This window comes from Pyxidicoccus caerfyrddinensis, assembly GCF_010894405.1.
Taxonomy (GTDB): domain Bacteria; phylum Myxococcota; class Myxococcia; order Myxococcales; family Myxococcaceae; genus Myxococcus; species Myxococcus caerfyrddinensis.
The window spans coordinates 705,950-731,054 of the sequence record NZ_JAAIYA010000002.1 but is presented as its reverse complement, the minus strand read 5'-3'; the positions used below and the strand labels follow the sequence as shown (position 1 = coordinate 731,054).

The window sequence follows — 25,105 nt, the reverse complement described above, 5'->3', positions numbered from 1 at the left end:
CCGGGGTTCACGCCCCCGCCTTGTCCGGGTCCTCGTCGAAGCGTGCGTCGCCGGTGGACGGCTCGTAGTCCCACGGGAAGACCACCAGCGAGGCGGTGGCCAGCGCGCAGTAGTCCGGCGCGAAGCCCTCCGGCCGCGCCACCAGGCACGCCGTCTCCACCTTCTTCGCGCCCACCTCGCGCGCCAGCTGGGACGCCAGCTCCAGCGTGTCGCCGCTGGAGGCCACGTCATCCACAATCAGCACGCGGCGCCCCTTCAGCTCGCGCGGCATCTCCCCGGCGACCTTCGGCTTGCCCCGGGCGCGCGCGCCCTCGCCCCGGTCGCGGCTGCGGCGGCTGATGCGCACCGGGAAGAACTCGCAGCCGAGCGCCGACGACAGCGCCCCGCCCACGAAGACGCCGCCGTGGGCCACTCCCACCACCGCCTGCGGCGCGAAGGACTCGCGGATGGCGCCGGCCAGCTCCTGCACGGCCCGGTCGAACTCCGCCCAGGTCAGCTCGCGCACGCCCTTGGACTTCTTGCGCGACTGGTCCTTGCCCGTGGGCTGGCGGGGGGCCTCCACCTGCGGCGCCAACACCATGTCCGCGGGAATGGAGACGAGCTTCTCCGCCTGCCGCCGGTCCGCCTTCGACGCGGCAGGGGACGGAGTGGAGGACTTCTTCGGAGAGGACTTCGCGGTGGGCTTGCGCTTGCCCTGGGCCTTGGGCCCGGGCGCTGCCCGCTTGGTGGCCACGGCGTTGACTCCGGATGGGGTGCGGTGCGTGCGGGCCCCGTCATACCCCGGGGCCCACGCCCTGGCCACATCCGGCCGCATTCCACCGCCTCTTCGTCGTCAGATGCCGAAGAGGCGGCGCGCGGCCCGGCGCCCTCAGGCGGTCAGCTTCTCTTCCACCATGCGGTCGGCCACCTGCTCGGGGCGAAGGCCGGAGTCCTTCGCGCGGGCCAGCACCGTGTCGATGGTCTCGAAGATGAGCGCGGCGCGGGCATAGGCCTTCTCCCGGTTGTACCCCGCCCACTCCTGGGCCACGTTGATGAGGCCACCGGCATTGGCCGCGTAGTCCGGCACGTACAGGATGCCGCGCTTCGCCAGCTGCTCGCCGTGGCGCGTGGTGAGGAGCTGGTTGTTGGCCGCGCCACACACCGCCTTCACGCGCAGCATCGGCAGGGTGGTGTCGTTGATGGCGCCGCCCAGCGCGCAGGGGGCGTAGATGTCCGCCTCCATGCGGTGCAGCTCGTCCGCGCTCACCGAGGTGGCGCCGTACTGCTTCACGGCGTGCTCCACGCTCGCGGTGTTGATGTCGCTCACCCACACCCTGGCGCCGCGCTCGTGCAGCTCCTTCACGAGGTACATGCCCACGTGGCCCACGCCCAGCACCGTGACGCGCAGCCCCTTGAGGTCCGGCCGGCCGAAGAGGTGCTTCGCCGTGGCCTCCATGGCGCGCGCCACGCCGTACGCCGTCACCGGCGACGGGTCTCCGCTGCGCTCCTTCAGGCCCACGACGTACTTCGTGTGCTTGCGCACGTACTCCATGTCGTCCGGGCTGGTGCCGCTGTCCTCGGTGGTGATGTAGCGGCCGCCGAGCGACTCCACCGCGCGGCCGAAGGACTCGAAGAGCTTCGCCCGGTCGAAGTTGCCGCGGGGCAGCATGATGACGGCCTTGCCACCGCCGTGCGGCAGCCCGGCCAGCGCCGCCTTGTACGTCATGCCCCGCGCGAGCCGGAGCGCGTCGGCGACGGCTTCCTCCTCGCTCGTGTACGTCGACAACGCGCGCGTGCCGCCCAGGCCCGGCCCCAGCCGCGTGTTGTGCATGCCGACGATGGCGCGCAGCCCCGTCTTGGAATCACTGAGAAGGTGGACGGCCTCGTAGCCGCCCTCGAGCAGTTGAGTGAAGTAGCTCATGGCGCGGCGGCAAGTACCGTTGAGCCCCTCTCAAGTCAAATCGAGCCGGTCTCCAACATGGCCCGAATTTCCTCTCCTGGAATGACGTAGCGCGTCGTGCAGAACTGGCACGTTGCCTCCGCCTGCCCTTCCTTCTCCAGCAGGTCCGTCAGTTCCTCGCGCCCCATGGCCAGCAGCGCGCGCATCACGCGGTCCTTGCTGCACGAACAGCCAAAGCGCAGCGGATAACGCGACATCACCTCGAAGTCCGACTCGGGCAGCAGCGCGCGCAGCACCGCCGACGCGCCGGCCGCCCCATGCGCCTGGAGCACGGGCACGAAGTCGCGGCGCAGGCGCAGGCCCAGTTCCTTGAAGGCGTCCATGTCCCCGCTGGGGAGCGGCTGGACGAGCAGGCCCGCGACGATGCCCAGCGACTCCGCCGCGCCGTCGCCACCGGTGGGCAGCTGGGCGAGCAGCAGGTGCGAGGGGAGCTGGTCGGACTGGTGGAGGTAGCGCTCCAGGTCGGCCGCCAGGTCGAAGTGCACCAGGTCCACCGAGGAGCGGTAGAACTCGCCGCCGCCCTGATCGCGCAGCACGGACAAGAAGCCCTTGTTTCCGAACACGGGACGCCAGTGGTACTGGCCCTCGCCGCCCACATACTCCACCTGCGGGTTCTTCACGTAGCCGCGCACGAGCCCGGAGGCGTCGCCGTCCACGAAGAGGCCGCGCAGGGGGCCGTCACACTCCACCTGGAGGTTGATGCGCGCATCGTGTTTCTGGAGGGCGCCCAGGAGGGCCGCGGCGGTGAGGGCCTGCGACAGGAGGGCCGCGGCGGCGGGCGCGGTGCCATGGGTGGCGCGCGCCTGGCGGGACAGCTCCGGGGTGGTGGCCAGCACCACGCGCAGGTCCGTCTTCTTCAGCAATCCACTGACGAGCTCATCGGACATAGGCAAGCGACTAGCGTGCCCGAGCCCGCATTGCCCGCCAACGACAGAAGGCGGGCGCCCCTCCGCCCGCCGGGGGAGCAGCAGCCATCCCCGGGGTGACGCATAAGGTCAGCCTTATGCCTCCGTGTGGGGCGGCTGGCATCCGGGGATGTGGAAGAAATCCAGCCCCCTGGCGGGAACGGTTATAAACCGCCGACCGACTGTCACCCGACTTTGACTTGGACGCGGTACCCGCCCGCGCGCCGTCGCTGGAGACCCGATGAGCAGCCAAGCCGCCGTAGCCGTTCCGACGAAGACACCGCTCCTCAAGTCCCGCCTGGGCTCGTTCCTGGCAGTGGTGCCCCTGTCCATCTGGGTCATCAACCACCTCTGGGACAACCTCTCCGCCTTCAACGGCGCGACGGCATGGGAGGCGTCGGTGACGACGTACTCCAACCCGTTCGGCCAGGCCTTCACCTTCGTCATCGTCATGCTGCCGCTGCTCATCCACACCGTGTGGGGCATCGCGCGGCTGTTCAGCTTCAAGCCCAACAACGCGAGCTACAACAACTACGGCAACCTGAAGTACCTCGTGCAGCGCATCAGCGCGGTGGGCGTGCTCTTCTTCCTCGGCGCCCACATCTGGCTGGCCTTCCTGCACCCGCGCCTGGTGGAAGGGCACGCGGAGCCGTTCTCCGACATCTCCCGGGAGATGCACCACCACCTGCCCACGCTCCTCGTGTACCTGCTGGGCACGCTGGGCACCGCGTACCACCTGGCCAACGGCCTCCAGGGCTTCGCCATGTCGTGGGGCATCTTCGCCAGCGAGCGCTCCATGCGCCGCTTCGAGCCGGTCGCCATCGGCCTGTTCCTGCTCCTGACGGCGATGAGCTGGGGCGTCATCTACGCGCTCTACACCGCGGGCGCGGGCATGAGCCCCGAGCACGCCTCCCTCATTCGGTGACGTAGGCCCGGGCCCGAGCACACGGGCCCTCCCGTGCCGCGAAAAACAACCGGCCGCCCCCCAGTTTCGGGGAGCGGCCGGTTTCATTTCCAGGGCTCGAAGCGGGGAGCGGGCTCCCCGAAACGGCTTCAGAACGGGATGTCGTCGTCACCACCGGCGTGGCCGCCGCCCATGTTGTTGTCATCCGGGGGGGGCGGCTGGCCGAAGTCGGAGTCCATGCCGTTGCCGCGCTGGGGGCCACCGGACGACCGACGTCCGCCGCCACTCCCACCGCCGGCGCTCATGCCCTCTCCGGCGTCACGACCGCCGAGGAACGTCACCGCGTTGGCGACGACCTCCGTGGTGTAGTTCTTCCGGTTCTCCTTGTCGGTCCACTCGCGCGTCTGCAGGCGGCCCTCGACGTAGCACTGCCGTCCCTTCTTCAGGTACTCGCCGCAGAGCTCCGCGAGCTTTCCCCAGACGACGATGCGGTGCCACTCGGTCCGCTCCTGCTTCTGGCCATTCTTGTCCGTCCAGCTCTCGCTGGTGGCGATACGGAAGTTCGCCACCGCCTGACCGCCCGGAGTGAAGCGAACCTCGGGGTCCGCCCCCAGGTTGCCGATGAGAATGACCTTGTTCACGCCTCCAGCCATGACTGCGTTCCTTTCACGAGAACCGACCCACCACGGGCCGGTTGCACACCACCAGGACAGCTCCTGGCAGGTTGGCTTCCACCTATAGCAGTGCACACCGACATTCGGCTCCGCGCCAGAAATGTTCCGGGGGGCCTGTCAGCCTGCTTGCTCCCCGGGCGGGGAGGCCCACGCCCGGGGTAGGAGGAGCCAGGGAACGCGGGTCTACCCGCCGGGACGCGTCTCGGCGGTGCGCGACTCGGGCGGGTTGCCGGGGCGCGGCGCGTTGCCGGCCGGGGCCACCACATTCACGGGGACCAGGCCGTCCTTCGGCGGGGCCTTGGCCTCGGCCACCTTCTGCGACAGGGCGGAGTCCAGCCCCTTTGCGAAGGAGGCGAGCTGCGGGTCCGAGGCGCCCAGCGTGCGGCGCAGGGACTTCCAGAAGGGATGGTCCGCCTGGCCGGCCTGCACCAGCGCTCGGGCCAGCAGCGTGGTGGAGGCCTCGCGGTCCCCGGCGTCGGCGCCGCGCAGGGCCACCACCAGCTCCTCGGGAGCGGTGCGGGCCACCTCACCCAGCGCCTCGGACATCTCCTGCTGCGACTGCACGTCCGTCCCGGTGGCGCCCGCCAGCTCCAGCACACGGGCCAGCGCCTCGGTGTTACCGCCGGCGGCCAGCTCCACCATGCTGCTGACGCCCGGCACGTCGACGGAGAGGACGCGAGCCACCTCCCTCAGGCGGCCGTACACCTCGCCGGTGGCGGCGTAGCTGTCCAGCAGCGTGCGCGCGCCCAGGTAGTCATGCGGGTTGGACTGGTAGAGGCTCTCCGCCAGCACCGCGCGCACCGCCGGGTCCCTCTCGCTGCGCCATGCGGTGCGCAGGAAGCCGATGTTGCGCTGATCGCGCTGCTTGCCCAGGTCCAGGTACGTCTTGATGCGGGCGGCCACGTCGTTGATGGCCCCGGCCGGACGACCGTTGTCGGCCAGCGCGGCCACCGCGTTGGACGGCCCCAGGCTGGAGCCGGTGGCGGCCACCGCCGCGCCCAGCGCGTCCAGGCCGGCGACAATCGGACCGGCGCGGCCCGCGAAGTCGTTGGCGATGATGGAGAAGGTGAAGCGCTCACCGCCCGCGCTCGTCACGTAGCCGCTGAGCGCGGAGACGCTCTCCAGCGTGCCCGTCTTCGCGCGCAGCTTGCCCACCGCGTCGCTGCCCTCGAAGCGGTACTTCAGCGTGCCGTCCTTGCCGGCAATGGGCACGGAGGACATGTACTCGGGCGCGAAGGGGAAGCGCTCGTACATGTAGCGAAGCAGCCGGTTGAGCTGCGCCGTGGAGAAGCGGTTGGCGTCGTTGAGGCCGCTGCCGTTCTTCATCACGTAGGTGCCGCGGGGGATGCCCACCTCACGCTCGAGGAACTGCTCCACCACCTCCACGCCCTTGGTGAAGGAGCCCGGCGTGCCCTTGACCTCCGCGCCCATCGTCTTGAGAAGCTGCTCGGCGACGAAGTTGCTGGAGAGCTTGTTGAGGCGCTTGAGGATGACGTCGAACGTGTCCGACTGGGACACGTGCAGCATCTTCGCCTTGGAGGGCGTCAGGCCGACCTTGACCCTGCCCTTCATCTTCACGCCCCGGGTGGTCAGCATCTGCTTGAGCGTCTGCCCGTAGTACATGGGCGGGTTGTCGATCTTCTTCCACACGCTGACGGCGCCGCCGCGCTCGCTGGGCAGCTGGCCGCGCACGACAATCTTCTGCACCGGGCCGGCCGGGTCGGACGTCACGGACACGCGGCGCGCGCGCGCCGAGCCCGTGCTGAGCTGGTTCTCCACGACGAAGTAGTCGCTGGGCGGCTCCATCTCCACCGTGCCCTTGGCGCCGGGGGCATTGCCAGGGCGCAGGTAGATGGCGGCCGCGTTCCAGTTGAGGCTCAGCGCGCCGGTCGGCGCCATGTACGCGCGGTCCGAGTCCTCCTGGTCATAGCCGGGCGGCGTGCGCTCGGCGTCGAACCAGGAGTCGTCCACGATAATCTCGCCCACCTCGCGCACGCCGGCGTGCCACAGCTCGGCGACGATGCCCCAGAGGCGCTCGGACGTCATGGAGGGATCGCCCTTGCCGCGCACGTAGAGCGTCTTCACCTTGCCGTCCGCGCCCAGCTCCGGGTCCACGAGGAACTCGGTGTCGTAGCGGAACTCGGGCCCGAGCGACGCGAGCGCCGCCGCGGACGTGACGAGCTTCACGTTGGACGCCGGGTTGAGCAATTCGTCGGCGTTGTGGCTGAACACGATGGCGCCGTCGTCCAGGCTCTGCATCTGGACGCCCACGCGACTCGCCTTGAGTGGCGAGCGCTGGAGCACCTCCATCAACGCCTGCTTCAACGCCTCACGGTCCGCGCGCTTCTCTGCGGATGGAGGCGCCGACCACGCGGCGCTCGGGAGTGTCAGGAAAATGATGGCTGCTGCGGCCAAGTAGGGGCTGGCTCGATGGACCTGCACACTCTCTCCGGGGAAGTCGCTGGCCATTATGCGGAAGGGGGTGAAAGCCCGGCAAGGGAGAGAGGCAGCGGGAGTCCACGGTTGGGCGCTCGCCCTACCACCAGACGGCAAGCGAGTGCCTGGCATGTGGACTTCTTTTCACTGCCTCTATCTGAGAGTCCGAGACTGCACGGGCGTAGAATGCCCTTTCCCCCTGACAACCGACCTGTAACCGTGTGACGGACAGGTTCCGAAGGATGCCCCCTCTCCCCACCCGGGCCCTCATGCGGGGCCTCCGCGGTCGCTTCGTGCTGTGCCTGCCTGGCCTCTTCGGGATGGTGGGCTGCAGGGCGGAGCCTCCGGCGGAGGGCATCACGGTGCTGCTGGAGTCGCCACCGGACAGCCTGGACGACCGCTTCGCTTTGACGGCCAATGGTCAGCGGCTGGCGGCGCTCATCACCCCGGGGCTGCTGGCCTTCGACGACGCGAGCCAGCCGGTGCCGGTGCTGGCCGAGTCCTTCCGCGAGGTGTCCCCCACCCTCATGGAGTTCACCCTCCGCCCGGGACTCACCTTCCACGACGGCACCGCGCTGACGGCGGAGGACGTGAAGGCCACCTTCGACGGGCTGAGGGACGCGCGGGTGCGCAGCCCGAGGGCGGAGCGGTACGCGGCACTGAAGTGGGTGGAGGCGGTGGACGCGCGCACCGTGCGCTTCCACCTCGAGCGTCCCTACGCGCCGCTGCTGGCGGAGCTGTCCGCTGGAATCATCCCCTCGGAGCGGACGGGCGCGGACGATGTGGCGGCGCAGGGCGAGCACCCGGTGGGCGCGGGCCCTTTCCGTTTCGAGTCGCATCCGGACGAGGAGCACCTGACGCTGGTGCCCTTCGAGGGCTGGTACGCGGGAGCGCCCGCCCTGCCCCGGCTGCGCTTCCGCGTGGTGCGCGACGAGACGACGCGGGTGCTGGAGCTGCTCAAGGGGCGGGCGGATCTGGCGGTCAACGTGGTGTCTCCGGCGGTGCTGCCGGTGCTGCGGCGCGAGCCCCACCTGCGCGTACTGTCGCGTCCGGGGACGGGCTTCGCGTACGTGGGCCTCAACCTGCGCGAGGGGCCGCTGGCGGACGTGCGGGTGCGACGGGCGCTGTGCCACCTGGTGGAGGTGGGGCCGGTGGTGGAGCACAAGCTGCACGGGCTGGCGCGGCCGTCACAGGGACTGCTGCCTCGCGCGAACTGGGCGTGGGCACCGTCGGCCGGATGCCCGTACTCGCCCGAGGAGGCCGCGCGGCTGCTCGATGAAGCCGGGTATCCGGACCCGGATGGGCCAGGCGGCAGGCCACGGCTCACGCTGTCACTGAAGACGAGCACGGACCGCCTGCGCCGCGCGGTAGGGCTGGTGCTGAAGGAGCAGCTCGCGCGAGGTGGCGTGCAGGTGGAGGTGCGGGCGCTGGAGTTCGGCACGTTCTTCGACGACGTGCGCCGGGGACGGTTCGAGCTGTTCACCCTCAAGTGGGCATCCGTGATGGAGCCGGACCTGCTGCGGGGTGCGTTCCATTCGATGAACATCCCCACGGCGGAGAACAACTGGGGCGGGTTCAATCGGGGTGGCCTGCGCGATGCGGCGCTGGACTCGGTGCTGGAGGCGGCGGCTCGCGCGCCTCGTGAGGAGCGCACGGCGCTCTATGCGGAAGCTCAGCAGCGCCTGGACGCGCTGATGCCGATTCTTCCACTGTGGCATGAGGACAGCGTGGCCGTGGTGTCCACGCGGCTGGAGGGCTTCGAGCCCAGTGCGCATGGCCTGCTCACTCCGCTGGCCCGTGCGCGGATGGCATCGGGCGCGAAGGAGCGCGCACAGTGAGGCGGCGCATCGGGTCCGCGGCGGTGGCGCTGGTGGGCGCGCTGCTCCTCGTGTCGCTCTTCCTGCACCTCGTTCCAGGAGACCCGGTGGACGTCATGCTCGGCGAGCAGGCCACGGAGGTAGACCGCGAGGCCCTGCGACGCGCCGTGGGTCTGGATTTGCCGTGGTACTCGCAGCTCGGTGTCTTCTCGCGGCAGCTCGTCACCGGGGAGCTGCGCACGTCGCTGCCTCCCTTCCAGCGCAAGGTGCTGCCAGCGATTGGCACGGCGCTGCCGTACACGCTGGTGCTCACCGTCGCGTCCATGCTCATCGCGCTGGCACTGGCCCTTCCGCTGGGCGTGGCGGCAGCGGCACGACGGGGCACGGCGGTGGATGCGGTCGCCATGGGCACCTCGGTGGCGGGGGTGGCGCTGCCTCGGTTCTGGCTCGGCCCCGTGCTCATCATCGTCTTCGCGCTGAAGCTGGACTGGCTGCCCGTCTCGGGCGCGGAGTCGTGGCGGCACCTGGTGCTTCCCGCCCTCACGCTGGGCACCGCGCTGGCCGCGTTCCTCGCGCGGATGACTCGCGCCTCCATGCTCGAAGCGCTGCGCGAGGACTACGTCACCGTGGCCCGTGCGAAGGGTCTGTCCCCACGCGTGGTGCTGTGGAAGCACGCCTTCCGCAACGCACTGCTGCCCCTGCTCACCGTGCTGGGCCTGGAGTTCGGCACGCTGCTGGGCGGCGCCATCGTCACCGAGAAGGTCTTCGCGTGGCCGGGCATGGGCACCCTGCTGCTCACCGCGATTGAGAAGCGCGACTACAACACCGTGCGCGCCACGGTGCTCGTGTTCACGCTCTGCTACGTGGCCGTCAACACGCTCACGGACGCGGCCTATGCCCGGGTGGACCCTCGCGTGCGGAGGCGCTCGTGAGCCGCTTCCGCCTGTCCTCCTGGGGCGGACGCTTCGGGCTCGCCGTGGCCGCGCTGTGGGTGCTCACCGCGCTCTTCGCACCCCTGCTCGCGCCGTACCCACCGGACCGGGTGGACCTGCCCTCCGAGCTCGCATCTCCCGGCGCCGCGCACGTGCTGGGCGCGGGGGAGAACGGCATCGACGTGCTCACCCACGTGCTCTACGGCGCCCGCGTGTCGCTGCTCGTCTCCGTGTTCGCGGTGGCGCTGTCCGGACTCGTGGGCATCACGCTGGGAGGCATCGCCGGCTACGCGGGCGGCTGGGTGGACGAGGTGCTGATGCGCATCGTCGACGTGCTCCTCGCCTTCCCCGGCATGCTGCTGGCGCTGTTCATCACCGCGGTGCTCGGCCCCAGCCTCGCCAACGTCGTCTTCGCCCTCTCCTTCACCGGGTGGACGGGCTACGCGCGGCTGGCACGCGGACAGGTCCTCACCCTGCGCGAGCGCGAGTATGTGCAGGCCGCGCGCGCCCTCGGCAGCGGGCCCGGACGCATCCTCTTCCACCACCTGCTGCCCAACGCCGCGGGGCCGCTCCTGGTGCAGGCCACCTTCGCGCTGCCGGGCGCGATTCTGGCCGAGGCCTCGCTGAGCTTCCTCGGCCTCGGCGTCCCACCCGGCACTCCGTCCTGGGGCGCGCTGGTGGACCAGGGCACGCAGTACCTCCTCGTCGCCCCGCACGTGGCCCTCTTCCCCGGCGCGGCCCTGGCCCTCACCGTGCTGGGCTTCAACCTGCTCGGGGACGCGCTGAGGGATGCGCTGGACCCGCGCCACCTGGAGCGATAACGGAAGGAGCGCAACGGCCGGTCATGTCGCCCGGCCCGGGAGGACACGTCGATGCGAGCCGTGGTGCAGCGGGTGCTGGAGGCGTCAGTCACGGTGGAGGGCCAGCGCGTCAGTGAAATCGGCCCGGGCCTGCTCGTGCTGCTGGGCGTGGGCAAGGGCGATACCGAGGCGGACGTGACGTGGATGGCGGAGAAGCTCGCCACCCTGCGCATCTTCGAGGACGCCGCCGGGAAGATGAACCTCTCCCTCGAAGACACCTCCAAGCAGCTCATCGTCGTCAGCCAGTTCACCCTCTACGGCAACGCCCAGAAGGGCCGGCGCCCCAGCTTCATCGACGCCATGGAGCCCGCTGTCGCGAAGGCCCTCTACGAGCGCGCCTGTGAGTTGCTCCGCCAGCGCGGCCTCACCGTGGGCACCGGCATCTTCGCCGCCGACATGAAGGTGGCGCTCGTCAACGACGGGCCCGTCACCATCCTCCTGGAGAGCCCCGGCCCCACCCCGCCGAAGTCCGCCTAGATGCGGACGCCGGAGCCCTTCGTCACCATCGCGGCCAGGCCCTGCTTCGCCAGCGCGGCGTTCCGCACGTGCGCCGTGAGCGCGCCCAATTCGAGAATCCAGTTGGCCGCGCGTGGCCCCAGCCCGGAGAAGGCCACCGTCAGGGGCGGCGGCACCGCCACCTTCCCCAGCCAGTAGCCCAGCACCTCGTCCTTCTCCGGCAGCGAGGGCAGCCGCATCCGCTCCTGCTCGCGCGCGAGCAACCGCTCCAGCTTGCGCGGCAGGTTCACCTGCCAGTGCGCCACCATCCGCGACGGGCGCCACGCCCAGTCCGCGAAGGCGAAGCGCCCGCCCGGGAAGTACTCCCCGCGCCCCTGGGTGCTGAAGACGCGGTCCGGGGGGAACTCCGGGAAGGGCTCCCACTGTCCCGCCAGCAGCGAGGCCAGCCCCATGTCGGCCATGGGCCGGAAGCGGAAGCCGTCCCGCACCTCGCGCGCCCCGCGCGCGTCCCAGTACGGATAGCCCGGCTCCTCCAGCATCAGCGCCAGGTGCAGCGCCTCGTCCCAGGCGTCCGCGTAGCCGGCCTGCACGCCGCCCACCTCCCAGCCGGCGGGGCCCTCCTGCCAGAGCAGGAAGATGAGCCGGTCCATCAGCTCCGCCCAGGGCTCCGCGTCCACCGAGCCCAGGCCTCCGGGCACCGCCGTGGCCAGCATGCGCTCGCAGAGCACGCGGGCCTGGGCGTCCCCCAGCCCGTCGAGCAGGGACTCCAGCGCACCCGAGGCATCCGCCATGGCGCGGGTGAGGAACGGCAGCACCTGCTCGTGGAAGAACCGATCGTTGATCGGCCTCAGGACGACGTCCATGTTGCTCCCCCCGGAGACAGCCTCAGGGCCGTGCGTCTTCCTGGATGATGAGGGCGTGGATGTCCGCGGCCGTGGGCGCCTCGAGGATGGCGGTCCGGAAGCGCGGGTTCTTGAAGAGCCGGGAGATGCGGGCCAGCGCCTTGAGGTGCACGCCCGCGCTGTTCTCCGGTGCCACCAGCGCGAAGAACAGGTGGGTGGGCCGGCCGTCGATGGCCTCGAAGTCCACCCCCGCGCGGGACACGCCGAAGGCCGCCTGCAGCTGCGCCATGCCCGGCAGCTTGCCGTGCGGGATGGCCACCCCCTCGCCGATGCCGGTGCTGCCCAGCTTCTCCCGCTCGCGCAGCACCTCCACCAGGCGGTCCGCGGGGAGCGCCGGGTGGGCGCGCACCAGCGTGGCGCTCAGCTCGCGCAACACCTCCGGCTTCGTCCGCGACTGCATGTCGGCGATGACGGCTTGGGGGCTGAGGAACTCGGCGATTCTCACTGACGCTCCCGCGCTGGCGCTCCTGATGGCCGCAATTACTCCTCACCCTTCCATAGCGCAAGGGTCGCCTGTCTTCCCGGGACACTCTGCGCTCACTGCGCATCATGGCGGACGGGCCAAGGGAGCGCCACACGACGCGGCAGCCCTCCCCGTACTGAGGGGCGATATGCGATTCACGGCGCGGCGTTTTCCGGAGCGAGTCCACCACGCACCACCGGACGCGAAGGAGCCGCCATGAAGCGCCTGCTGCTGTCGACCGCCACTGCCCTCTCCCTGCTCGGCACGGGCTGCGCCGCCACCTCGGGCGCCCATGCCTCCTCTGGCAGCGTCGCCCTGGGTGACGCGTCCGGCGAGCCCCTGCGCATCGAAGGCCCGGCCATCACCGGCCCCAGCTCCTCCCTCGTCATCGAGGAGGACGGCATGCGCGGCCGCTTCCGGACCCGGAACGTCTCCCTCAAGTGGGACTACCAGCAGATGACCGGCTCGGTAGGAGACCTCGCCACCAACCTGCAGCTGGCGGAAGGCGATGACACCCGCGTCTGGGGCGTCTTCGGCGGCCTGGCGGTGGACCTCACCGAGGATGGGACGTGGCTGCACGGCCGCGTGGGCCAGTGCGCCTACGCCCTCAAACGAGAGGGGGACGGGTTCAAGGGCATGCGGGAGTGCGGCCAGGTGCTGGAGAAGGACATCGCCGTGTCCTTCCCCCAGGCGCTCGCGACCCGGCCGGTGGGCGAGCGGGCCGCGCTGATGACGCTGATGCTGGTGAACACCAAGGCGAAGCCGGTGGCGCCCCGGCTGGGCATGATGCCCAGGGGCGGCGTCGAGCGCGACAACAAGTTCAGCGACTGCCGCTACGCCAGCTTCTGAAGGGGCGCCGCGGCAGTCCGGCAGATATGCGCCCGGCGGGCGGGCGTTCTGCTGGAGGAAGGTTTTGAGACATGCCCTGGCCACACACCGGGCCAGGGCTCGCGCGCTCCGTCACCTTGAGGGGGGTGACGGGGCGCGCTTTTTTTGCCCTGCGGCTCAGGTGCCCGTGGCGGCGGCGGGCGTCGCGGGCTCGTGGGGCTCGATGAGGCCGTACTGGCCATCCTTGCGCCGGTAGACGATGCACAGCGCATCCGACTCCACGTTGTGGAAGACGTAGAAGTCGTTGTTCATCAGGTTCATCTGCATCACCGCGTCGTCCACCGACAGCGGCTTGACGGCCAGGTGGGTGGCCCGGACGACGCGCGCGGAGGGCGGCACCGAGTTCGTCGCCATGGGCGCCACGGAGACCGGCCTCGGCTCGGAGGCCGCGCCGCCCTGAGCCTCCTCGGCGTACGTGGCCACCTCGTCGGAGTCCGGAGGCATCTCGAACACCGCGTGGCGGACCTTGAGGTGATTCACCAGGTCCTGCCGGTGGTGGACGCGCTCCTTGCCGTGATGCGTCTTCAGCTTGTCGCGGTAGCGCCGCAGCTGCCGCTCGATCTTGTCCATCGCCAGGTCGATGGACGCGTACATGTCGTCGCTCTTCTCACGCCCTCTCAAGACCCACGCGCCCGAATGGATGGTGATGTCCGCGTGGTGGAGGTGCCGCTCCAGCGAGAGCACCACGTGGGCTTCCCCGGCCCTGTCCAGCAGTCGGTTCACCCGTTCGACCTTCTCTCGGGCGTACTCCTTGAGGGAATCCGACGTGCCGAATTGACGGAAGGTGATGTTGAACTGCATGCGCGGCTGCCTCCTAGGGAGAGAGGGGAGCTCCGTGACCGATCAGAAACGGTCTGCCCCCGCGAAAGCAACCCGCCCCCCCAGGTTCCCTCTTCCCGAGCGCACCACCCGTCCGAGGCCGGACATCCGGCAGCCACCCGGCGTCGCTGGCCTCGGCCCGCATTGAGACCCGGGCCCGCGAGCCTGCTAGAATCACGCGCCGCGTCAGCTCCAGCTACTGGATGGTGACGAGCAGCTCTTCCGAGTGGAAGACCGCTCCGTTGCACGAGGCCACGCCCGCACACTCCAGCACCGTGGCGCCCGCGCTCCCGCTGAGCGTCAGCAGGTGGTTGGCCACCGGCGTGTTGGCGGGCACGGTGAAGGTGACGAGCCCCGCGTCCTGCGTGGAGGGCACGGTGGCGGTGGCCGTGCCACCCTCGCGCAGCAGGGTGACGGTGATGGGGCCCGGGACTTCGTCGCTCGGCTGCCAGCGGTACGAGTAGGCCTGCCCGCGCGACAGCCGGTCCGGGGCGCCGGCGCCCTCGAAAGAGAAGCTGCGCTTGGCCTTGCCGCGCTGGAGGACGAGGGACACGGTGCCGCTGCCGTCCTGGACGACGAAGCGGGCGTCCTCGACGGGCTGCTGCGCCCAGACGTTGGGGTCCACGTCGAGGAAGGCACGGGTGGGCTCGCACACGTCGCGGCCCGCGGTGCCGTTGATGCCCCCGAGCTCCAGCTTCATCGGCTGGCCGTTGAAGGTGGCCGTGGCGCCGTCGTTCAAGCGGGTGCAGCGCCCGCCGTCCGCCAGGGAGAAGTCGATGGTGACGCGGTGGGCGCCGGGCGGCTCCACGCCCTCGAAGACGTCCACGTCGCTGATGGCCCAGGTGAGCGTGCGGTCCGAGAGCGCGGCGAGGGAGAGCGTCTCGGACTCGGTGTCGTCACCGCAGCCCGCCAGCAGGCCGGCCGTCATGAGCGCGCCCGTGACGGCCGCACTGCGAAGAAAGGAGAGGAGGTGCATACGTGCCGCAACCTATACCCACCGGGCCCCGGAACCGGGAGCGAACGGCGGGGCAGGTGTCGGGTTTCAGCGGGCGAGGAAGCCCTCCAGTCGGGACTTCACCTCGGGCCACTCCGTGTCGATGACGCTGTAGTACGCGCTGTCGCGCACGAAGCCGCCCCGCACCAGCATGTGGTTGCGAAGGATTCCCTCGAACTTCGCGCCCATGCGTTCAATGGCCGCGCGGGAGCGCGCGTTGCGCCGGTCCGTCTTGAGCTGGACACGCATGCACCCGAGCGTCTCGAAGGCGTGGCGCAGGAGCAGGTACTTGCACTCGGTGTTGATGCGCGTGCGCCAGACGCGCCGGGCCAGCCACGTGTAGCCAATCTCCAGCGTCCGGTTGTCCCGCTGGATGTCCAGGTAGCGCGTGCTGCCCACCGGCTGGCCCGTCTCGCGCTCGAGGATGACGAAGGCCCGGTCCGTGCCGCGCTCCGCCCCTTCGAGCGCGCCGGAGATGAAGGCCTCCACGTCCGCCCGGGTGCTCAGCACGCGCGAGAACCAGGTGAAGATTTCGGGCTCGCACAGCGCCGCCAGCGCCGGCGCATGCTCCAGCCGCAGCGGCTCCAGGCGGACGGCCTGCCCCTCCAGGACGACGGGCGGGACGACGAGCGGCACGGGCTCGCGGCGGGGCGCATCAGCGGTATCAGACGGGGAAGCGCTCATGGCACGGCACTGTGCCCCCGCGCGGGCCCGGTGGCCAGGGACAGTCTCCCGAGGGGGAGACCATCACAGTCACCGGGCCATGCTGCGAGAGACTCAGTAGTACCGCTTGCGCTTGCTGCTGGGGAGGATGCCCAGCACCTCGCGGTACTTGGCCACCGTGCGGCGGGCAATCTCGGTGCCCTGGGCGCGCAGCAGCTCGACAATCTTCTGGTCCGAGTACGGATTGCGCGGGTCTTCCTGCGACACCAGCTGCTTGATGTGGTGCTTCACCGCCTCGCTCGCGGTGTCCTCACCGGAGACGCGGGCGATGGACGAGTTGAAGAAGTACTTCAGCTCGAAGATGCCCTGCGGCGTGTGCACGTACTTGCTGGTGGTGACGCGGCTCACCGTGGACTCGTGCATGCCGATGTCCTCGGCCACGTCGCGCAGGATGAGCGGCTTCAGGTGGGCGATGCCCTTGTCCAGGAAGTCCCGCTGGAACTTGATGATGCTCTCGGTGACTTTGTAGATGGTCCGCTGGCGCTGGTGGATGGAGCGGATGAGCCACATCGCGCTGCGCAGCTTGTCCTGGATGAAGTCCTTCGTCTGGCCGGGGCCCACTGCGCCCGTCTTCAGCGCGTTCCGGTAGGTGCCGGAGATGCGCAGCTTGGACAGGCCGTCGTCGTTGAGCACCACCGTGTAGTCTTCCCCCATCTTGTAGACGAAGACATCGGGGGTGATGTACTGCGCGTCGTCGCCGCTGAAGTTGCGGCCCGGCTTCGGGTCCAGCTTGGGCAGCAACTTCACCGCCTCCACCACCTCCTCCATGGGGACCTTCAGGTCCTTGGCGATGGCGGGCAGGTTCTTCGACTCCAGGTACTTCATGTGGCGCTTGACGATGAGGCCCAGCAGCGCCGCGCCCTTCTCCTTCATCCCCTGGAGCTGGATGAGCAGGCACTCCTGCAAGTCACGGGCGCCGCAGCCGCGGGGCTCCAGCGTCTGGATGCGGCGCAGCGTGCGCTCCGCCACGTGCATGGGCACGTCCGCCTCGTTCGTCAGGCGGATGAGCGGGTCGCCATCCACGTCCGGCAGCTTGAGGTAGCCGTCGTCATCCAGGTTGCCGAGGATGAGCATGGCGACGCGGCGCTCGGCCTCGTTCAGGCGCAGCGTGCCCAGCTGCTCCTGGAGGTGGTCGACCAGGTCCTCCTTCTTCACCAGGTTGGCCTCGAACGACGGCAGGTCGTCCGTGGCCACGTTGCCCTTGTTGGAGGCGGTGGTCGGCTCGTTGAACTGGTAGCTGTTGAGGTACTGCTCCCAGTCGATTTCCGGCGGGCCCTCGCCGTCGGCCTTGAACTCGGGGGCGGTGTCGGCCGTGGCGGCCGGCATCTCCATGTCGCGGGGCACCTCGGCGTTGTCCGCCTCCAGCGAGGCCTCGCCCGGCTCCTTGTCCCCCACGTCGCCCACCGCCTGCTCGTCCGGCTGCTCGAGCAGGGGGTTCTGCTCCATCTCCTCGCGCACCTGCTCGAGCAGCTCCATGCGCGAAAGCTGGAGGAGCTTGATGGCCTGCTGCAGCTGCGGTGTCATCACCAGCTGCTGCGCAAGCTTCAGGCTTTGTTTCAGTTCCATCGCCATGAGACGGGGCTCCCGAGTTGACTCAGTCCCTTACAATCTGGGACCACAATCAAAGACCGTGCCAACGTAACAAGATGCCCCGGGTTCGTCTAGTGGCCAAAAGCTGGTCCCTTGCTTGCATAGTTCAAATTCTGCAAGGAAACCAACATGTTACACACACTCCGCGTGAGGCGCGGGTGTTCACCGGCCGACGCAAAAGCGGGGCCAACCCATCTTAGTCACTCGGTTGGCTGGTGGGGAGTCGTGTTCAGAGCGCCTGTTGCAGGCGGAACCGCTCCCCCAGGTAGACGGCGCGCGCCTTGGGGGAGGCGGCAATCTGGGCGGGCGTGCCCTCTTCGAGAATCTGCCCCTGTGCGATGATGTACGCGCGGTCGCAGATGCCGAGGGTGTCCTGGACGTTGTGGTCGGTGATGAGGACACCGAGCCCGCGCTCGCGCAGGAGGAAGATCTGCCGCTGGAGGTCGCCCACGTTGATGGGGTCCACGCCGGCGAAGGGCTCGTCGAAGAGGATGAAGCGGGGCTGGGGAATCAGGCTGCGGGCAATCTCCGCGCGGCGGCGCTCGCCCCCGGAGAGCGTCTCGCCCAGGGACTCGGCGACGTGCGCGAGGCCGAACTCCTCCATGAGGGCGTCGGCGCGCTGCTCGCGGGTGCGCTTGTCCAGGCCCTTCTGGAGCTCCAGCACGGACAGGAAGTTGTCGCGCACGGTGAGCTTGCGGAACACGGAGGCTTCCTGGGGCAGGTAGCCCACGCCCCTGCGCGCGCGGCGGTGCATGGGCAGGTGGGTGAGGTCCTCGTCGCCCACGCGGACGCGGCCGGCGTCGGGCGTCACCAGGCCCACCACCATGTTGAAGCTCGTCGTCTTGCCGGCGCCGTTGGGGCCCAAGAGGCCCACGACTTCCCCGGGCGCGACGGTGAAGGACACGCCCCCCACCACCTTGCGCTTCCGGTAGGTCTTCTCCAGCCCTTCCGCGGAAAGCTTCGCGCTCACTTCGCCGTGCCTCCCTGCGCCGCGGGCGGCGTAGCCGGTGCCGGTGCCGCCGGGGACGGGCGGGCGGGAGTGCCAGCGCCCTTGCGCCGGGGCGGCGTGGGGGCCGTCGAGGGCGGGGGCTCGAAGATGATGACGGCGTTCTCCACTTCGAGCCGCTCACTACCCAGGGTGAGGCGAACCTTCGTCCCCCGCATGTACGTGGTCCCCTGCCGGGCCTCCGGGGAGCCCGTCACGACGAGCGCGCCGCTGGCCACGTCGTACTCGGCGCGCTCGCCGCGGGCCATGCGGTCGCCGTCCTCGGCCTGCACGCCGCCGGTGCACACCACGCGCGTCACCACGCGGGGCTGGGTGTAGTAGGCAATCATCCGGTCGCAGCGCAGGTTCATCGTCCGGTGCGTCGCCTTCACGTTGCCCGTCAAGGTCGCCTGGGTGCGCTCGCCCTCGATGCGGTCGGCCGAAATCTGCACCGGCTCCTTCAGGTTCGTCGGCGCCAGCGAGCTGCCCGGGCGCGAGCCCGCGTCGGCGGCGGGCGGCACGCCCCCGTCGGCGGAGGCCGCCGCGGCGGCGGGCACCGGTTGGGCGACGAAGAAGGCCATCACGAGGAACTCAATCACTCTGCCGCTCCCAGCACGGTTTCCACCGAGCCATCGAAGATGAACGTCTCGTCCTGCGTGGACAGCTCGAAGCGGTCCGAGCGCAGGCGGTAGTCCGGCCCCTTCACCGTCACGCCCTCGTTTCCTCGCGCCTGCCCGGTGGTGGCGTCGTACGTCAACCGGGGCGTCTCCACCACCATGCCCTCCCCCGTGCGGATGACGACGCCGCCGGAGGCCACCAACTGCTTGGACGTGAGGTTGCCTTCCATATTCGGGGCGCGCACCACCATGCCCCCCGAGGTGCCGGCCGGGCCCTTCACCGCCCCCTGACCCGGAGGCACCTTCAGCACCGCGTTCGTCCCCTGCACGTCGCCCCCGGAGCGCTGGTACGTGAGGCGCTCTGCGGTGCCGGACAGGGTGAGCTGCTCGCCCTGGTAGGACTCCAGGCGCGCGCCGAGGAGCACCACCTGGGGCGGAGGCTGCTCCTGGGGCCCTTCCTCGCGGGGACGGGGCGTGCAGGCGGCGAGCATCAGGACGGCGAGGCTGGCGGCGGGCAGACGCGGCACGGGCCCCTCCTTATCACCGGGCCGGGGCCGGCGCCGCCTCGGGAAGCGGCGAAGGTGCGGCGGGGGACGGACGCGTCTTCCAGCGCTGGTGCATCCACACCCACTGTTCGGGCGTGCGGCGGATGGCCGCCTCGATTCGCGCGGACAGCGCCGCGGTCAGCTCGAGGGCCGCGGCCTCGCGGTCGTCAGTCTGGGGCACCGGCACCTCTTCCATGGACAGGTGGTACCCACCCTCCACGCGGTGGCAGAAGCCCGTCACCACCGCGGCACCGGTGCGGATGGCGAGGTCCGCCGCGGCGCGGGGCGTGGCCGCCAATTGCCCGAAGAAGGGAACGAAGAGCGACTGCACCCGCGTGTCCTGGTCGATGAGGATGCCGAGGATTTCTCCGCTGCGCAGCGCGCGCAGCATGGCCCGCGCCGCGCCCTCCTGGCCGCGCCAGATGCTCCGCACGCCGCCGCGCTCGCGGAAGCGCCCCACCAATTCCGTCAGGCGTGGGTCGGTGGTCTCCTTGGCGATGCTCTGGCTGGGGTAGCCCGCGCGCGCCACGCGGCGGGCGAGCAGTTCCCAGTTGCCCACATGCCCGGAGACGAAGACGACGCCGCGCCCGCGCGCCAGGGCCGTCTCCAGCACGCGACGGTCCTCCTCCGGCCAGGCGACGAGGCGCTCCAGCCCCCGGTCCAGCGCGCCGGTGCAGGCCACCTCCAGGGCGGCGGCGCCCAGGTGGCGGAAGGCGTCGCGGGCCACGGCCTGCCGCTCCGCGTCGGACTTCTCCGGGAAGGCCACGGCCAGGGACTTCAGGGCCTTGCGCCGCTCGCCGCCGACGAGCGTGTAGGCCAGTGCCCCCAGACGTGCGCCCAGGGCCCGGGCGACGCCCAGGGGCAGGGGTTGAAGGAGCAACAGCACTCCGCGGATGAGCAGGTAGCGGAGGAAACGTTTGAGGCGCTTTGCTAAGGGTGGACGCTCCACGAGGCGTTCAATATCCCATGCGCGAATACAACTTCGACGGGCTCGTCGGCCCCACCCACAATTACGGCGGCCTCTCGCCCGGCAACCTGGCGTCGCAGAGCCACGTCGGGGAGCCGAGCCACCCCCGGGAGGCGGCGCTCCAGGGCCTGGAGAAGATGCGCTTCGTGTCCGGCCTGGGCGTGGGGCAGGCCGTGCTGCCGCCCCAGCCGCGCCCGTCCCTGCGCGCCCTGAGGGCGCTGGGCTTCACCGGCACCGACGAGGAAATCATCACCCGCGCCGCGCGCGAAGCCGAGCACCTGCTGCGGCTGACCTCCAGCGCGTCCGCCATGTGGACGGCCAACGCGGCCACGATTGCGCCGAGCGCGGACACGGCGGACGGCCGCGTCCACCTGACGCCCGCCAACCTGTCGCAGATGTACCACCGCGCAATCGAGGCGGAGACGACGCACGCGGTGCTGAGCTCCATCTTCTCGGACGAGCGCTACTTCACGGTGCACCCGCCCCTGCCGGGCAGCGGCCACTTCGCGGACGAGGGCGCGGCCAACCACACGCGGCTGGCCACCCCGGGGCACCCCGGCGTCCATCTGCTCGCCTGGGGCCGCAGCGCGTGGCAGGACGTGACGGGGCCCAAGCGCTTCCCCGCGCGGCAGACGCTGGAGGCGAGCCAGGCGCTGGCGCGGCTCCACAAGCTGGACCCGAAGTCGGTGCTCTTCCCGCAGCAGCACCCGGCCGGCATCGACGCGGGCGCGTTCCACACGGACGTGCTCGCGGTGGGCAATGAGCGCTTCCTGATGCTGCACGAGCTGGCCTTCGTGGACCACCCGGGGCTGCTCCAGGTGCTGCGCGAGAAGCTGGGCCCGGACTTCCGCGCGGTGGTGGCGAGCAGCGCGGAGCTGCCGCCGAAGGACGCGGTGAAGTCCTACCCGTTCAACTCGCAGGTGCTGACGCTGCCGGACGGCACCATGGCGATTGTCGCGCCCATGGAGAGCCGCGAGACGCCCGCGGCGCGCCAGTTCCTGGAGCGCGTGGTGGCCGAGGACACCCCGGTGAAGGCGGTGCACTACCTGGACGTGCGCCAGTCGATGAACAACGGCGGCGGCCCGGCCTGCCTGCGCCAGCGGGTGTGGCTGACGGACGCGGAGCGCAAGGCGATTACCGCGGACGTCTTCTACACGCCCGCGCTGCACGACTCGCTGGCCGCCTGGGTGCGGCGCCACTACCGCGAGGTGCTGCGGCCCAAGGACCTCCAGGACCCGCAGCTGGTGCGCGAGACGATGAACGCGCTGGACGACCTGACGCGCCTGCTCAAGCTCGGCAACGTCTACGACTTCCAGCGCTGAAATCTGGCTCCCCCGCTCCCCTGCCCTACCGGCGGGCCTCCAGGCCCTCGGAGGGCGGGAATGCTCACGGTGGAGCCAGACGGCGGCGGTGGGCGATGGTCTTACCCGGCCGGGGTCCCCACCTTCCTCTGACAAGGAGGTGACATTCCCCATGATTCCGGAATCCATCCAGCATTACCTCCGGCGCAACCGCGTGCGCTTCGAGCGCTACTGGCATCCGCACGCGGTCAGCGCCCAGGAGCTGGCGGAAGCACTGCATGTGTCAGGCTGGCGCGTCGCCAAGTCCGTCATCGTGCTGGCGGACCGCCAGCCGTGGATTGTCGTCGTGCCCGCGGCGGGCACGGTGGACCTGCAGCAGGTCCGCGACGTCATCGGCGCGCGCAGCGTGCGGTTGGCCACGGAGGCGGAGTTCTCCAACCACTTCCCCGACTGCGAGGTGGGCGCGGAGCCCCCCTTCGGCGAGCTGTACGGCCTGCCGGTGGCGGTGGACGAGTCGCTCAGCCTGACGGAGCGCCTGCTCTTCCGGGCGGGCTCGCACGAGGAGGCCCTGGAGATGCGCTTCCAGGACTTCGCCACGCTGGAGTGGCCCCTGGTGGCGTCGTTCATCCAGCGCCAGCAGCGGCAGGCGGTGGGCATCCGCGAAGCGGTCATCCTGGAGTCCGGCGCTGAGTCCCACGCTCCCGCGTGAACGCCCCCCTGGCCGAAGCGGCTACGGAGTCTCGGCCGCTTCGCTCGCGCCGCCGGTGTTGCCCAGCAGGTGCTGCAGTTCCTGGGCATGCGGGTCGTCCGCGAGCTCCTTGCGGCGCGTGTCCACCCGGGTGCGCTCCTCGGCCTCCAGCCGGGCCGCCCAGGCCTCGGCCTCCTTGCGTGAGCCGGCGGGCAACAGGCGCAGGCCCTCGTGGACCGAGCGGGCCGCGGCGTCATACCGGCGCAGCGCCTCCTGCGTGCGGGCCACGGCGAACCAGGCGTCCGGTCCGGGTACGAGCCGCGCGGCGGTCTGCCGCAGCTCCACGGCGCGGGACAGCAGGCCCTCGCGCTCCAGGCACGATGCCTCCATGGACAAGAGCCGCGCGCGCTGCGCGTAGTCGGTGAGGAACGGAGACACCGCCTGCAGCGTGTCCTTCGCCCGCCGCGTCAGCCCCGCGTCCAGCTGCTGCGAGGCCAGCGTGAAGGACAGCTCCACGTGGCCCGGGAAGCGCGCCAGCAGTCGCTCCAGCGTTTGGAGTGCATCGTCGCGCCTGCCCTGGGCCCGCAGCACCTCCGCGCGCAGCAGGTGCGTGTCCAGGGCCTCCGGCTCCAGGCGCTCCACCTCGGCGCACGCCGCCTCCGCGGCCGGGAGCTCGCTCTTGCGCAGCCGCAGCCGCGCCTCGCGCGCCCACAGCGCCGCCTGGCCCGCGCGGCCCTCGAAGTGCTCGCGCGCCCAGCCCGAGTAGGCCAGCGCCGCGCCCAGCCGCCCCGGCGTGTTGCCCAGCGAGTCCAGCAGCCGCACCGCGACTTCCGGCGCGTCCGGCGTCAGCGCGGCCAGGTCCTCCAGCGAGCGCACCCGGCGCAGGGCCTCGCCCTGGAGCACGGACAGGTCTCCGGCTTCGTACGCCAGCCGGTACTCCAGGAAGCCCTGCGAGCGGCGTCCCAGCTCCAGCAGCGCCCGCGCGGCCACCCGGTGCGCGACGGCGTCATGGGGCGACAGGTACAGCGCGCGGTTGATGAAGGCCAGCGCCTCGCCCGCGACCTCGGGGCCCCTGGCCGCGTAGGCCGAGGCCACCAACCGGTAGAGCAGGTAGTCCGAGGGGTGCCGGTCGATGAGCGTCAGCCCGCGCGCGCGCACGTCGGACTCCGGCGCTCGCGCGGTGACGAGCCCCGCCAATTCCGCCTCCGCGTCGGACAGGTGGTGCCGGCCGGGCACCAGCGCCACCAGGGCCAGCCCCGTCAGCGCCACGCCCGTGCCCAGCACCCAGGCGGAGGGCTTCACGCACCCCGGCTTCGCGGCACCGGCGCGCCCGCGCTCGCGAGGCCGGGCCACCGCGCCCAGCACCACCAGCGCCGCCACCGCGCACGCCGGCAGCTCCAGGCTGAAGTCGAAGAGGTCATGCAGCGCCAGCGCCGCCACGCCCGACAGCGCGGCCAGCTCCAGCGCGTCCAGCCCCTGGCGGCGCAGCAGGCGCGCGAAGCCCCACGCGGCCACCGCCAGCAGCAGCAGGCCCGGCACGCCCAGCTCCACCGCGCCTTGCAGCACCGCGTTCTCCGGGTGCGTGAAGGTGTTGGGGTTGGGCTCGGACTGGTAGCGCGGGAAGGCCGCCTCGAAGGCGCCGCGCCCCATGCCCAGCACCGGGAAGGCGCGCGCCGTGCGGGCCATCATCGGCCACAGGCCCACCTTGGAGTGGCGCAGCTCCTCCACGCTGTCCGCGCTGCGCGCCTCCGCCCACAGCCGGTCCGCCGCGGTGTACGCGCCCACCGCCAGCACGGCGAGCAGCCCCAACAGCGCGGCGGCGCTGCGGGCCCACACCGGAGGCGCGCGCCCCGTCGTCTCGCGACGCCGGCGCAGCAGCAGCACCGCCAGCAGCGCCTGGCCGAAGACGAAGAAGGCGATGCCGCCGCGCGACAGCGTCAGCACCACACCCAGGCCGCCCGCCCCCGCCGCCAGCGCGTACGGCAGCGCGCGCGAGCGGGGCCGCGTGGTGAGCGCCAACCCCAGCGCCACCGTGGAGGCCAGCCCGAGGAAGCCCGCGAGGTGGTTGGGGTTGCCGAAGGGCGTCACCAGCGTGGGCCGCGCGTCGACCCACGGCAGCACGCCGAAGAGGGACTGCACGCCCAGCAGCGCGTGCCCCAGCCCCACCACCACCAGCGCCGCGCCGGTGAAGGCCAGCACCGCCAGCAGCCGCTCGCGGCTGGGGCGCGCGCGGCACACCTGCACCGCCGCGAGGAAGCAGAGGAGGTACGCCACGTGCTTCGCCAGCTCGCGCCAGGTGGCCGGCGGGTCCAGCGACACGGGCCGCGCGCCGTCCAGCCCCATGGGAGCCAGGGCGAAGTCACGCAGCGCCGCGGCCTCCGGGCTCAGCACGTCGAGCACGGCCGCCGGCAGCGGCAGCAGCTGCACCGCGCACAGCACCGCGCCCGCGGCCAGGGGCACCGCCAGCAGCGGGAAGCGCAGGGACTGGCCCTGCCGCCTCGCGCCCACGGCCGCCAGCACCGCCGCCGCGCCAGAGAGCGCCACCAGCGGCCACAGCACCCAGCGCGCCGCGCCACCGAGCGCCACGGGGCCGAGCACCACGAGCGACGCCAGCGCCGCTTCGGCGAGCAGGGTGAATCGGGACGTGCCGCGGTGGGAGGAGGACATGCAGGGGCGGGGGGCCGGCGGAGTATGTCACGG

General features: G+C 71.1%; 24 protein-coding genes. 8 read left to right on the top strand and 16 right to left on the bottom strand.

Features of this window, described 5'->3' with window-relative positions; genetic code table 11:
- Positions 1-7: 7 nt before the first annotated feature.
- The 3 genes from G4D86_RS06460 to hslO form a co-directional block, all read right to left on the bottom strand.
- On the bottom strand, positions 8-733 hold the full coding sequence (locus tag G4D86_RS06460) for a phosphoribosyltransferase (RefSeq protein ID WP_240360076.1): 726 nt from the start codon (positions 731-733) through the stop codon (positions 8-10).
- A 135-nt stretch (positions 734-868) separates the two neighbouring features.
- Entirely contained in the window at positions 869-1,900 is a 1,032-nt protein-coding gene (locus G4D86_RS06455) for a Leu/Phe/Val dehydrogenase (protein ID WP_163990544.1), read from the bottom strand.
- 35 nt (positions 1,901-1,935) lie between these two features.
- Positions 1,936-2,826: an Hsp33 family molecular chaperone HslO gene (gene hslO, locus G4D86_RS06450; protein ID WP_163990542.1), complete on the bottom strand. Its 891-nt coding sequence runs from the start codon at positions 2,824-2,826 to the stop codon at positions 1,936-1,938.
- Between the two features lie 259 nt (positions 2,827-3,085).
- Between hslO and G4D86_RS06445 the strand changes: the two genes are divergently transcribed.
- Entirely contained in the window at positions 3,086-3,769 is a 684-nt protein-coding gene (locus tag G4D86_RS06445; RefSeq protein ID WP_163990540.1) for a succinate dehydrogenase/fumarate reductase transmembrane subunit, read from the top strand.
- 128 nt (positions 3,770-3,897) lie between these two features.
- On the opposite strand, the gene G4D86_RS06440 is transcribed toward G4D86_RS06445, so the two are convergent.
- Positions 3,898-4,401 carry a single-stranded DNA-binding protein gene (locus tag G4D86_RS06440; protein WP_163990538.1) on the bottom strand — a complete coding sequence of 168 codons (504 nt, stop codon included), beginning with the start codon at positions 4,399-4,401 and terminating at the stop codon, positions 3,898-3,900.
- Positions 4,402-4,605: 204 nt separating this feature from the next.
- On the bottom strand, positions 4,606-6,864 hold the full coding sequence (gene dacB, locus G4D86_RS06435) for a D-alanyl-D-alanine carboxypeptidase/D-alanyl-D-alanine endopeptidase (RefSeq protein WP_163990536.1): 2,259 nt from the start codon (positions 6,862-6,864) through the stop codon (positions 4,606-4,608).
- Between the two features lie 236 nt (positions 6,865-7,100).
- Between dacB and G4D86_RS06430 the strand changes: the two genes are divergently transcribed.
- The 4 genes from G4D86_RS06430 to dtd are packed head-to-tail and all read left to right on the top strand — an operon-like array spanning position 7,101 to position 10,944.
- Positions 7,101-8,696: an ABC transporter substrate-binding protein gene (locus tag G4D86_RS06430; RefSeq protein WP_163990534.1), complete on the top strand. Its 1,596-nt coding sequence runs from the start codon at positions 7,101-7,103 to the stop codon at positions 8,694-8,696.
- The gene (locus G4D86_RS06425) at positions 8,693-9,607 is read left to right on the top strand and encodes an ABC transporter permease (RefSeq protein WP_163990532.1); all 915 of its coding nucleotides are present in this window, start codon (positions 8,693-8,695) and stop codon (positions 9,605-9,607) included. Before G4D86_RS06430 ends, G4D86_RS06425 begins: the two co-directional genes overlap by 4 nt.
- Positions 9,604-10,428, top strand: coding sequence for an ABC transporter permease (locus tag G4D86_RS06420; protein WP_163990530.1), 825 nt, complete (start codon positions 9,604-9,606; stop codon positions 10,426-10,428). The genes G4D86_RS06425 and G4D86_RS06420 overlap by 4 nt, the downstream gene beginning before the upstream one ends.
- A 51-nt stretch (positions 10,429-10,479) precedes the next feature.
- Positions 10,480-10,944: a D-aminoacyl-tRNA deacylase gene (gene dtd / locus G4D86_RS06415; protein WP_163990528.1), complete on the top strand. Its 465-nt coding sequence runs from the start codon at positions 10,480-10,482 to the stop codon at positions 10,942-10,944.
- Here dtd and G4D86_RS06410 read toward each other — a convergent pair.
- The gene (locus G4D86_RS06410; protein ID WP_163990525.1) at positions 10,941-11,786 is read right to left on the bottom strand and encodes a hypothetical protein; all 846 of its coding nucleotides are present in this window, start codon (positions 11,784-11,786) and stop codon (positions 10,941-10,943) included. The two genes, dtd and G4D86_RS06410, sit on opposite strands and share 4 nt — an antisense overlap.
- A gap of 22 nt (positions 11,787-11,808) precedes the next feature.
- The gene (locus G4D86_RS06405) at positions 11,809-12,270 is read right to left on the bottom strand and encodes a PTS sugar transporter subunit IIA (RefSeq protein WP_163990524.1); all 462 of its coding nucleotides are present in this window, start codon (positions 12,268-12,270) and stop codon (positions 11,809-11,811) included.
- A 234-nt stretch (positions 12,271-12,504) separates the two neighbouring features.
- Here G4D86_RS06405 and G4D86_RS06400 point away from each other — a divergent pair, with 234 nt between their 5' ends.
- A complete protein-coding gene (locus G4D86_RS06400) occupies positions 12,505-13,137 on the top strand; it encodes a hypothetical protein (protein WP_163990521.1) in 633 nt (210 codons plus the stop codon).
- 156 nt (positions 13,138-13,293) lie between these two features.
- Here G4D86_RS06400 and hpf read toward each other — a convergent pair whose 3' ends face one another.
- The 8 genes from hpf to G4D86_RS06360 all read right to left on the bottom strand — a co-directional run bounded on the left by hpf (position 13,294) and on the right by G4D86_RS06360 (position 20,398).
- Positions 13,294-13,977, bottom strand: coding sequence for a ribosome hibernation-promoting factor, HPF/YfiA family (gene hpf, locus G4D86_RS06395; protein WP_163990519.1), 684 nt, complete (start codon positions 13,975-13,977; stop codon positions 13,294-13,296).
- A 214-nt stretch (positions 13,978-14,191) separates the two neighbouring features.
- Positions 14,192-14,971: a hypothetical protein gene (locus G4D86_RS06390; protein WP_163990518.1), complete on the bottom strand. Its 780-nt coding sequence runs from the start codon at positions 14,969-14,971 to the stop codon at positions 14,192-14,194.
- 66 nt (positions 14,972-15,037) lie between these two features.
- Complete coding sequence (locus tag G4D86_RS06385; RefSeq protein ID WP_163990516.1) at positions 15,038-15,673, bottom strand: GNAT family N-acetyltransferase; 636 nt, start codon at positions 15,671-15,673, stop codon at positions 15,038-15,040.
- Between the two features lie 93 nt (positions 15,674-15,766).
- Complete coding sequence (gene rpoN / locus G4D86_RS06380; RefSeq protein ID WP_163990514.1) at positions 15,767-17,284, bottom strand: RNA polymerase factor sigma-54; 1,518 nt, start codon at positions 17,282-17,284, stop codon at positions 15,767-15,769.
- A gap of 247 nt (positions 17,285-17,531) precedes the next feature.
- A complete protein-coding gene (gene lptB, locus G4D86_RS06375) occupies positions 17,532-18,272 on the bottom strand; it encodes an LPS export ABC transporter ATP-binding protein (protein ID WP_163990512.1) in 741 nt (246 codons plus the stop codon).
- Positions 18,269-18,886 (bottom strand): LptA/OstA family protein, encoded by a 618-nt coding sequence (locus G4D86_RS06370; RefSeq protein ID WP_163990509.1) that lies wholly within the window; start codon positions 18,884-18,886, stop codon positions 18,269-18,271. The genes lptB and G4D86_RS06370 overlap by 4 nt, the downstream gene beginning before the upstream one ends.
- Positions 18,883-19,431 carry an LPS-assembly protein LptD gene (locus G4D86_RS06365; protein ID WP_163990507.1) on the bottom strand — a complete coding sequence of 183 codons (549 nt, stop codon included), beginning with the start codon at positions 19,429-19,431 and terminating at the stop codon, positions 18,883-18,885. Before G4D86_RS06365 ends, G4D86_RS06370 begins: the two co-directional genes overlap by 4 nt.
- A 13-nt stretch (positions 19,432-19,444) precedes the next feature.
- Entirely contained in the window at positions 19,445-20,398 is a 954-nt protein-coding gene (locus G4D86_RS06360; protein ID WP_163990505.1) for a lysophospholipid acyltransferase family protein, read from the bottom strand.
- A 17-nt stretch (positions 20,399-20,415) separates the two neighbouring features.
- On the opposite strand from G4D86_RS06360, the gene astB reads away from it, so the two are divergent.
- Both astB and G4D86_RS06350 read left to right on the top strand, forming a co-directional pair.
- Positions 20,416-21,738, top strand: a complete 1,323-nt coding sequence (gene astB, locus G4D86_RS06355; RefSeq protein ID WP_163990504.1) for an N-succinylarginine dihydrolase — start codon at positions 20,416-20,418, stop codon at positions 21,736-21,738.
- Positions 21,739-21,889: 151 nt separating this feature from the next.
- Positions 21,890-22,426 (top strand): aminoacyl-tRNA deacylase, encoded by a 537-nt coding sequence (locus G4D86_RS06350; RefSeq protein ID WP_205519476.1) that lies wholly within the window; start codon positions 21,890-21,892, stop codon positions 22,424-22,426.
- A gap of 21 nt (positions 22,427-22,447) precedes the next feature.
- Here the strand turns inward: G4D86_RS06350 and G4D86_RS06345 are convergent, their stop codons facing one another.
- Positions 22,448-25,072 carry an O-antigen ligase family protein gene (locus tag G4D86_RS06345; RefSeq protein WP_163990500.1) on the bottom strand — a complete coding sequence of 875 codons (2,625 nt, stop codon included), beginning with the start codon at positions 25,070-25,072 and terminating at the stop codon, positions 22,448-22,450.
- Between the last annotated feature and the right edge of the window lie 33 nt (positions 25,073-25,105).

What these genes read in the sequence shown, in the direction of transcription:
- G4D86_RS06455 (WP_163990544.1), bottom strand. Translation starts at nt 1,900, where the DNA reads ATGAGCTACTTCACTCAACTGCTCGAGGGCGGCTACGAGGCCGTCCAC.
- hslO (WP_163990542.1), bottom strand. Translation starts at nt 2,826, where the DNA reads ATGTCCGATGAGCTCGTCAGTGGATTGCTGAAGAAGACGGACCTGCGC.
- G4D86_RS06445 (WP_163990540.1), top strand. Translation starts at nt 3,086, where the DNA reads ATGAGCAGCCAAGCCGCCGTAGCCGTTCCGACGAAGACACCGCTCCTC.
- G4D86_RS06440 (WP_163990538.1), bottom strand. Translation starts at nt 4,401, where the DNA reads ATGGCTGGAGGCGTGAACAAGGTCATTCTCATCGGCAACCTGGGGGCG.
- G4D86_RS06430 (WP_163990534.1), top strand. Translation starts at nt 7,101, where the DNA reads ATGCCCCCTCTCCCCACCCGGGCCCTCATGCGGGGCCTCCGCGGTCGC.
- dtd (WP_163990528.1), top strand. Translation starts at nt 10,480, where the DNA reads ATGCGAGCCGTGGTGCAGCGGGTGCTGGAGGCGTCAGTCACGGTGGAG.
- G4D86_RS06410 (WP_163990525.1), bottom strand. Translation starts at nt 11,786, where the DNA reads ATGGACGTCGTCCTGAGGCCGATCAACGATCGGTTCTTCCACGAGCAG.
- G4D86_RS06400 (WP_163990521.1), top strand. Translation starts at nt 12,505, where the DNA reads ATGAAGCGCCTGCTGCTGTCGACCGCCACTGCCCTCTCCCTGCTCGGC.
- hpf (WP_163990519.1), bottom strand. Translation starts at nt 13,977, where the DNA reads ATGCAGTTCAACATCACCTTCCGTCAATTCGGCACGTCGGATTCCCTC.
- G4D86_RS06390 (WP_163990518.1), bottom strand. Translation starts at nt 14,971, where the DNA reads ATGCACCTCCTCTCCTTTCTTCGCAGTGCGGCCGTCACGGGCGCGCTC.
- G4D86_RS06385 (WP_163990516.1), bottom strand. Translation starts at nt 15,673, where the DNA reads ATGAGCGCTTCCCCGTCTGATACCGCTGATGCGCCCCGCCGCGAGCCC.
- rpoN (WP_163990514.1), bottom strand. Translation starts at nt 17,284, where the DNA reads ATGGCGATGGAACTGAAACAAAGCCTGAAGCTTGCGCAGCAGCTGGTG.
- astB (WP_163990504.1), top strand. Translation starts at nt 20,416, where the DNA reads ATGCGCGAATACAACTTCGACGGGCTCGTCGGCCCCACCCACAATTAC.
- G4D86_RS06350 (WP_205519476.1), top strand. Translation starts at nt 21,890, where the DNA reads ATGATTCCGGAATCCATCCAGCATTACCTCCGGCGCAACCGCGTGCGC.
- G4D86_RS06345 (WP_163990500.1), bottom strand. Translation starts at nt 25,072, where the DNA reads ATGTCCTCCTCCCACCGCGGCACGTCCCGATTCACCCTGCTCGCCGAA.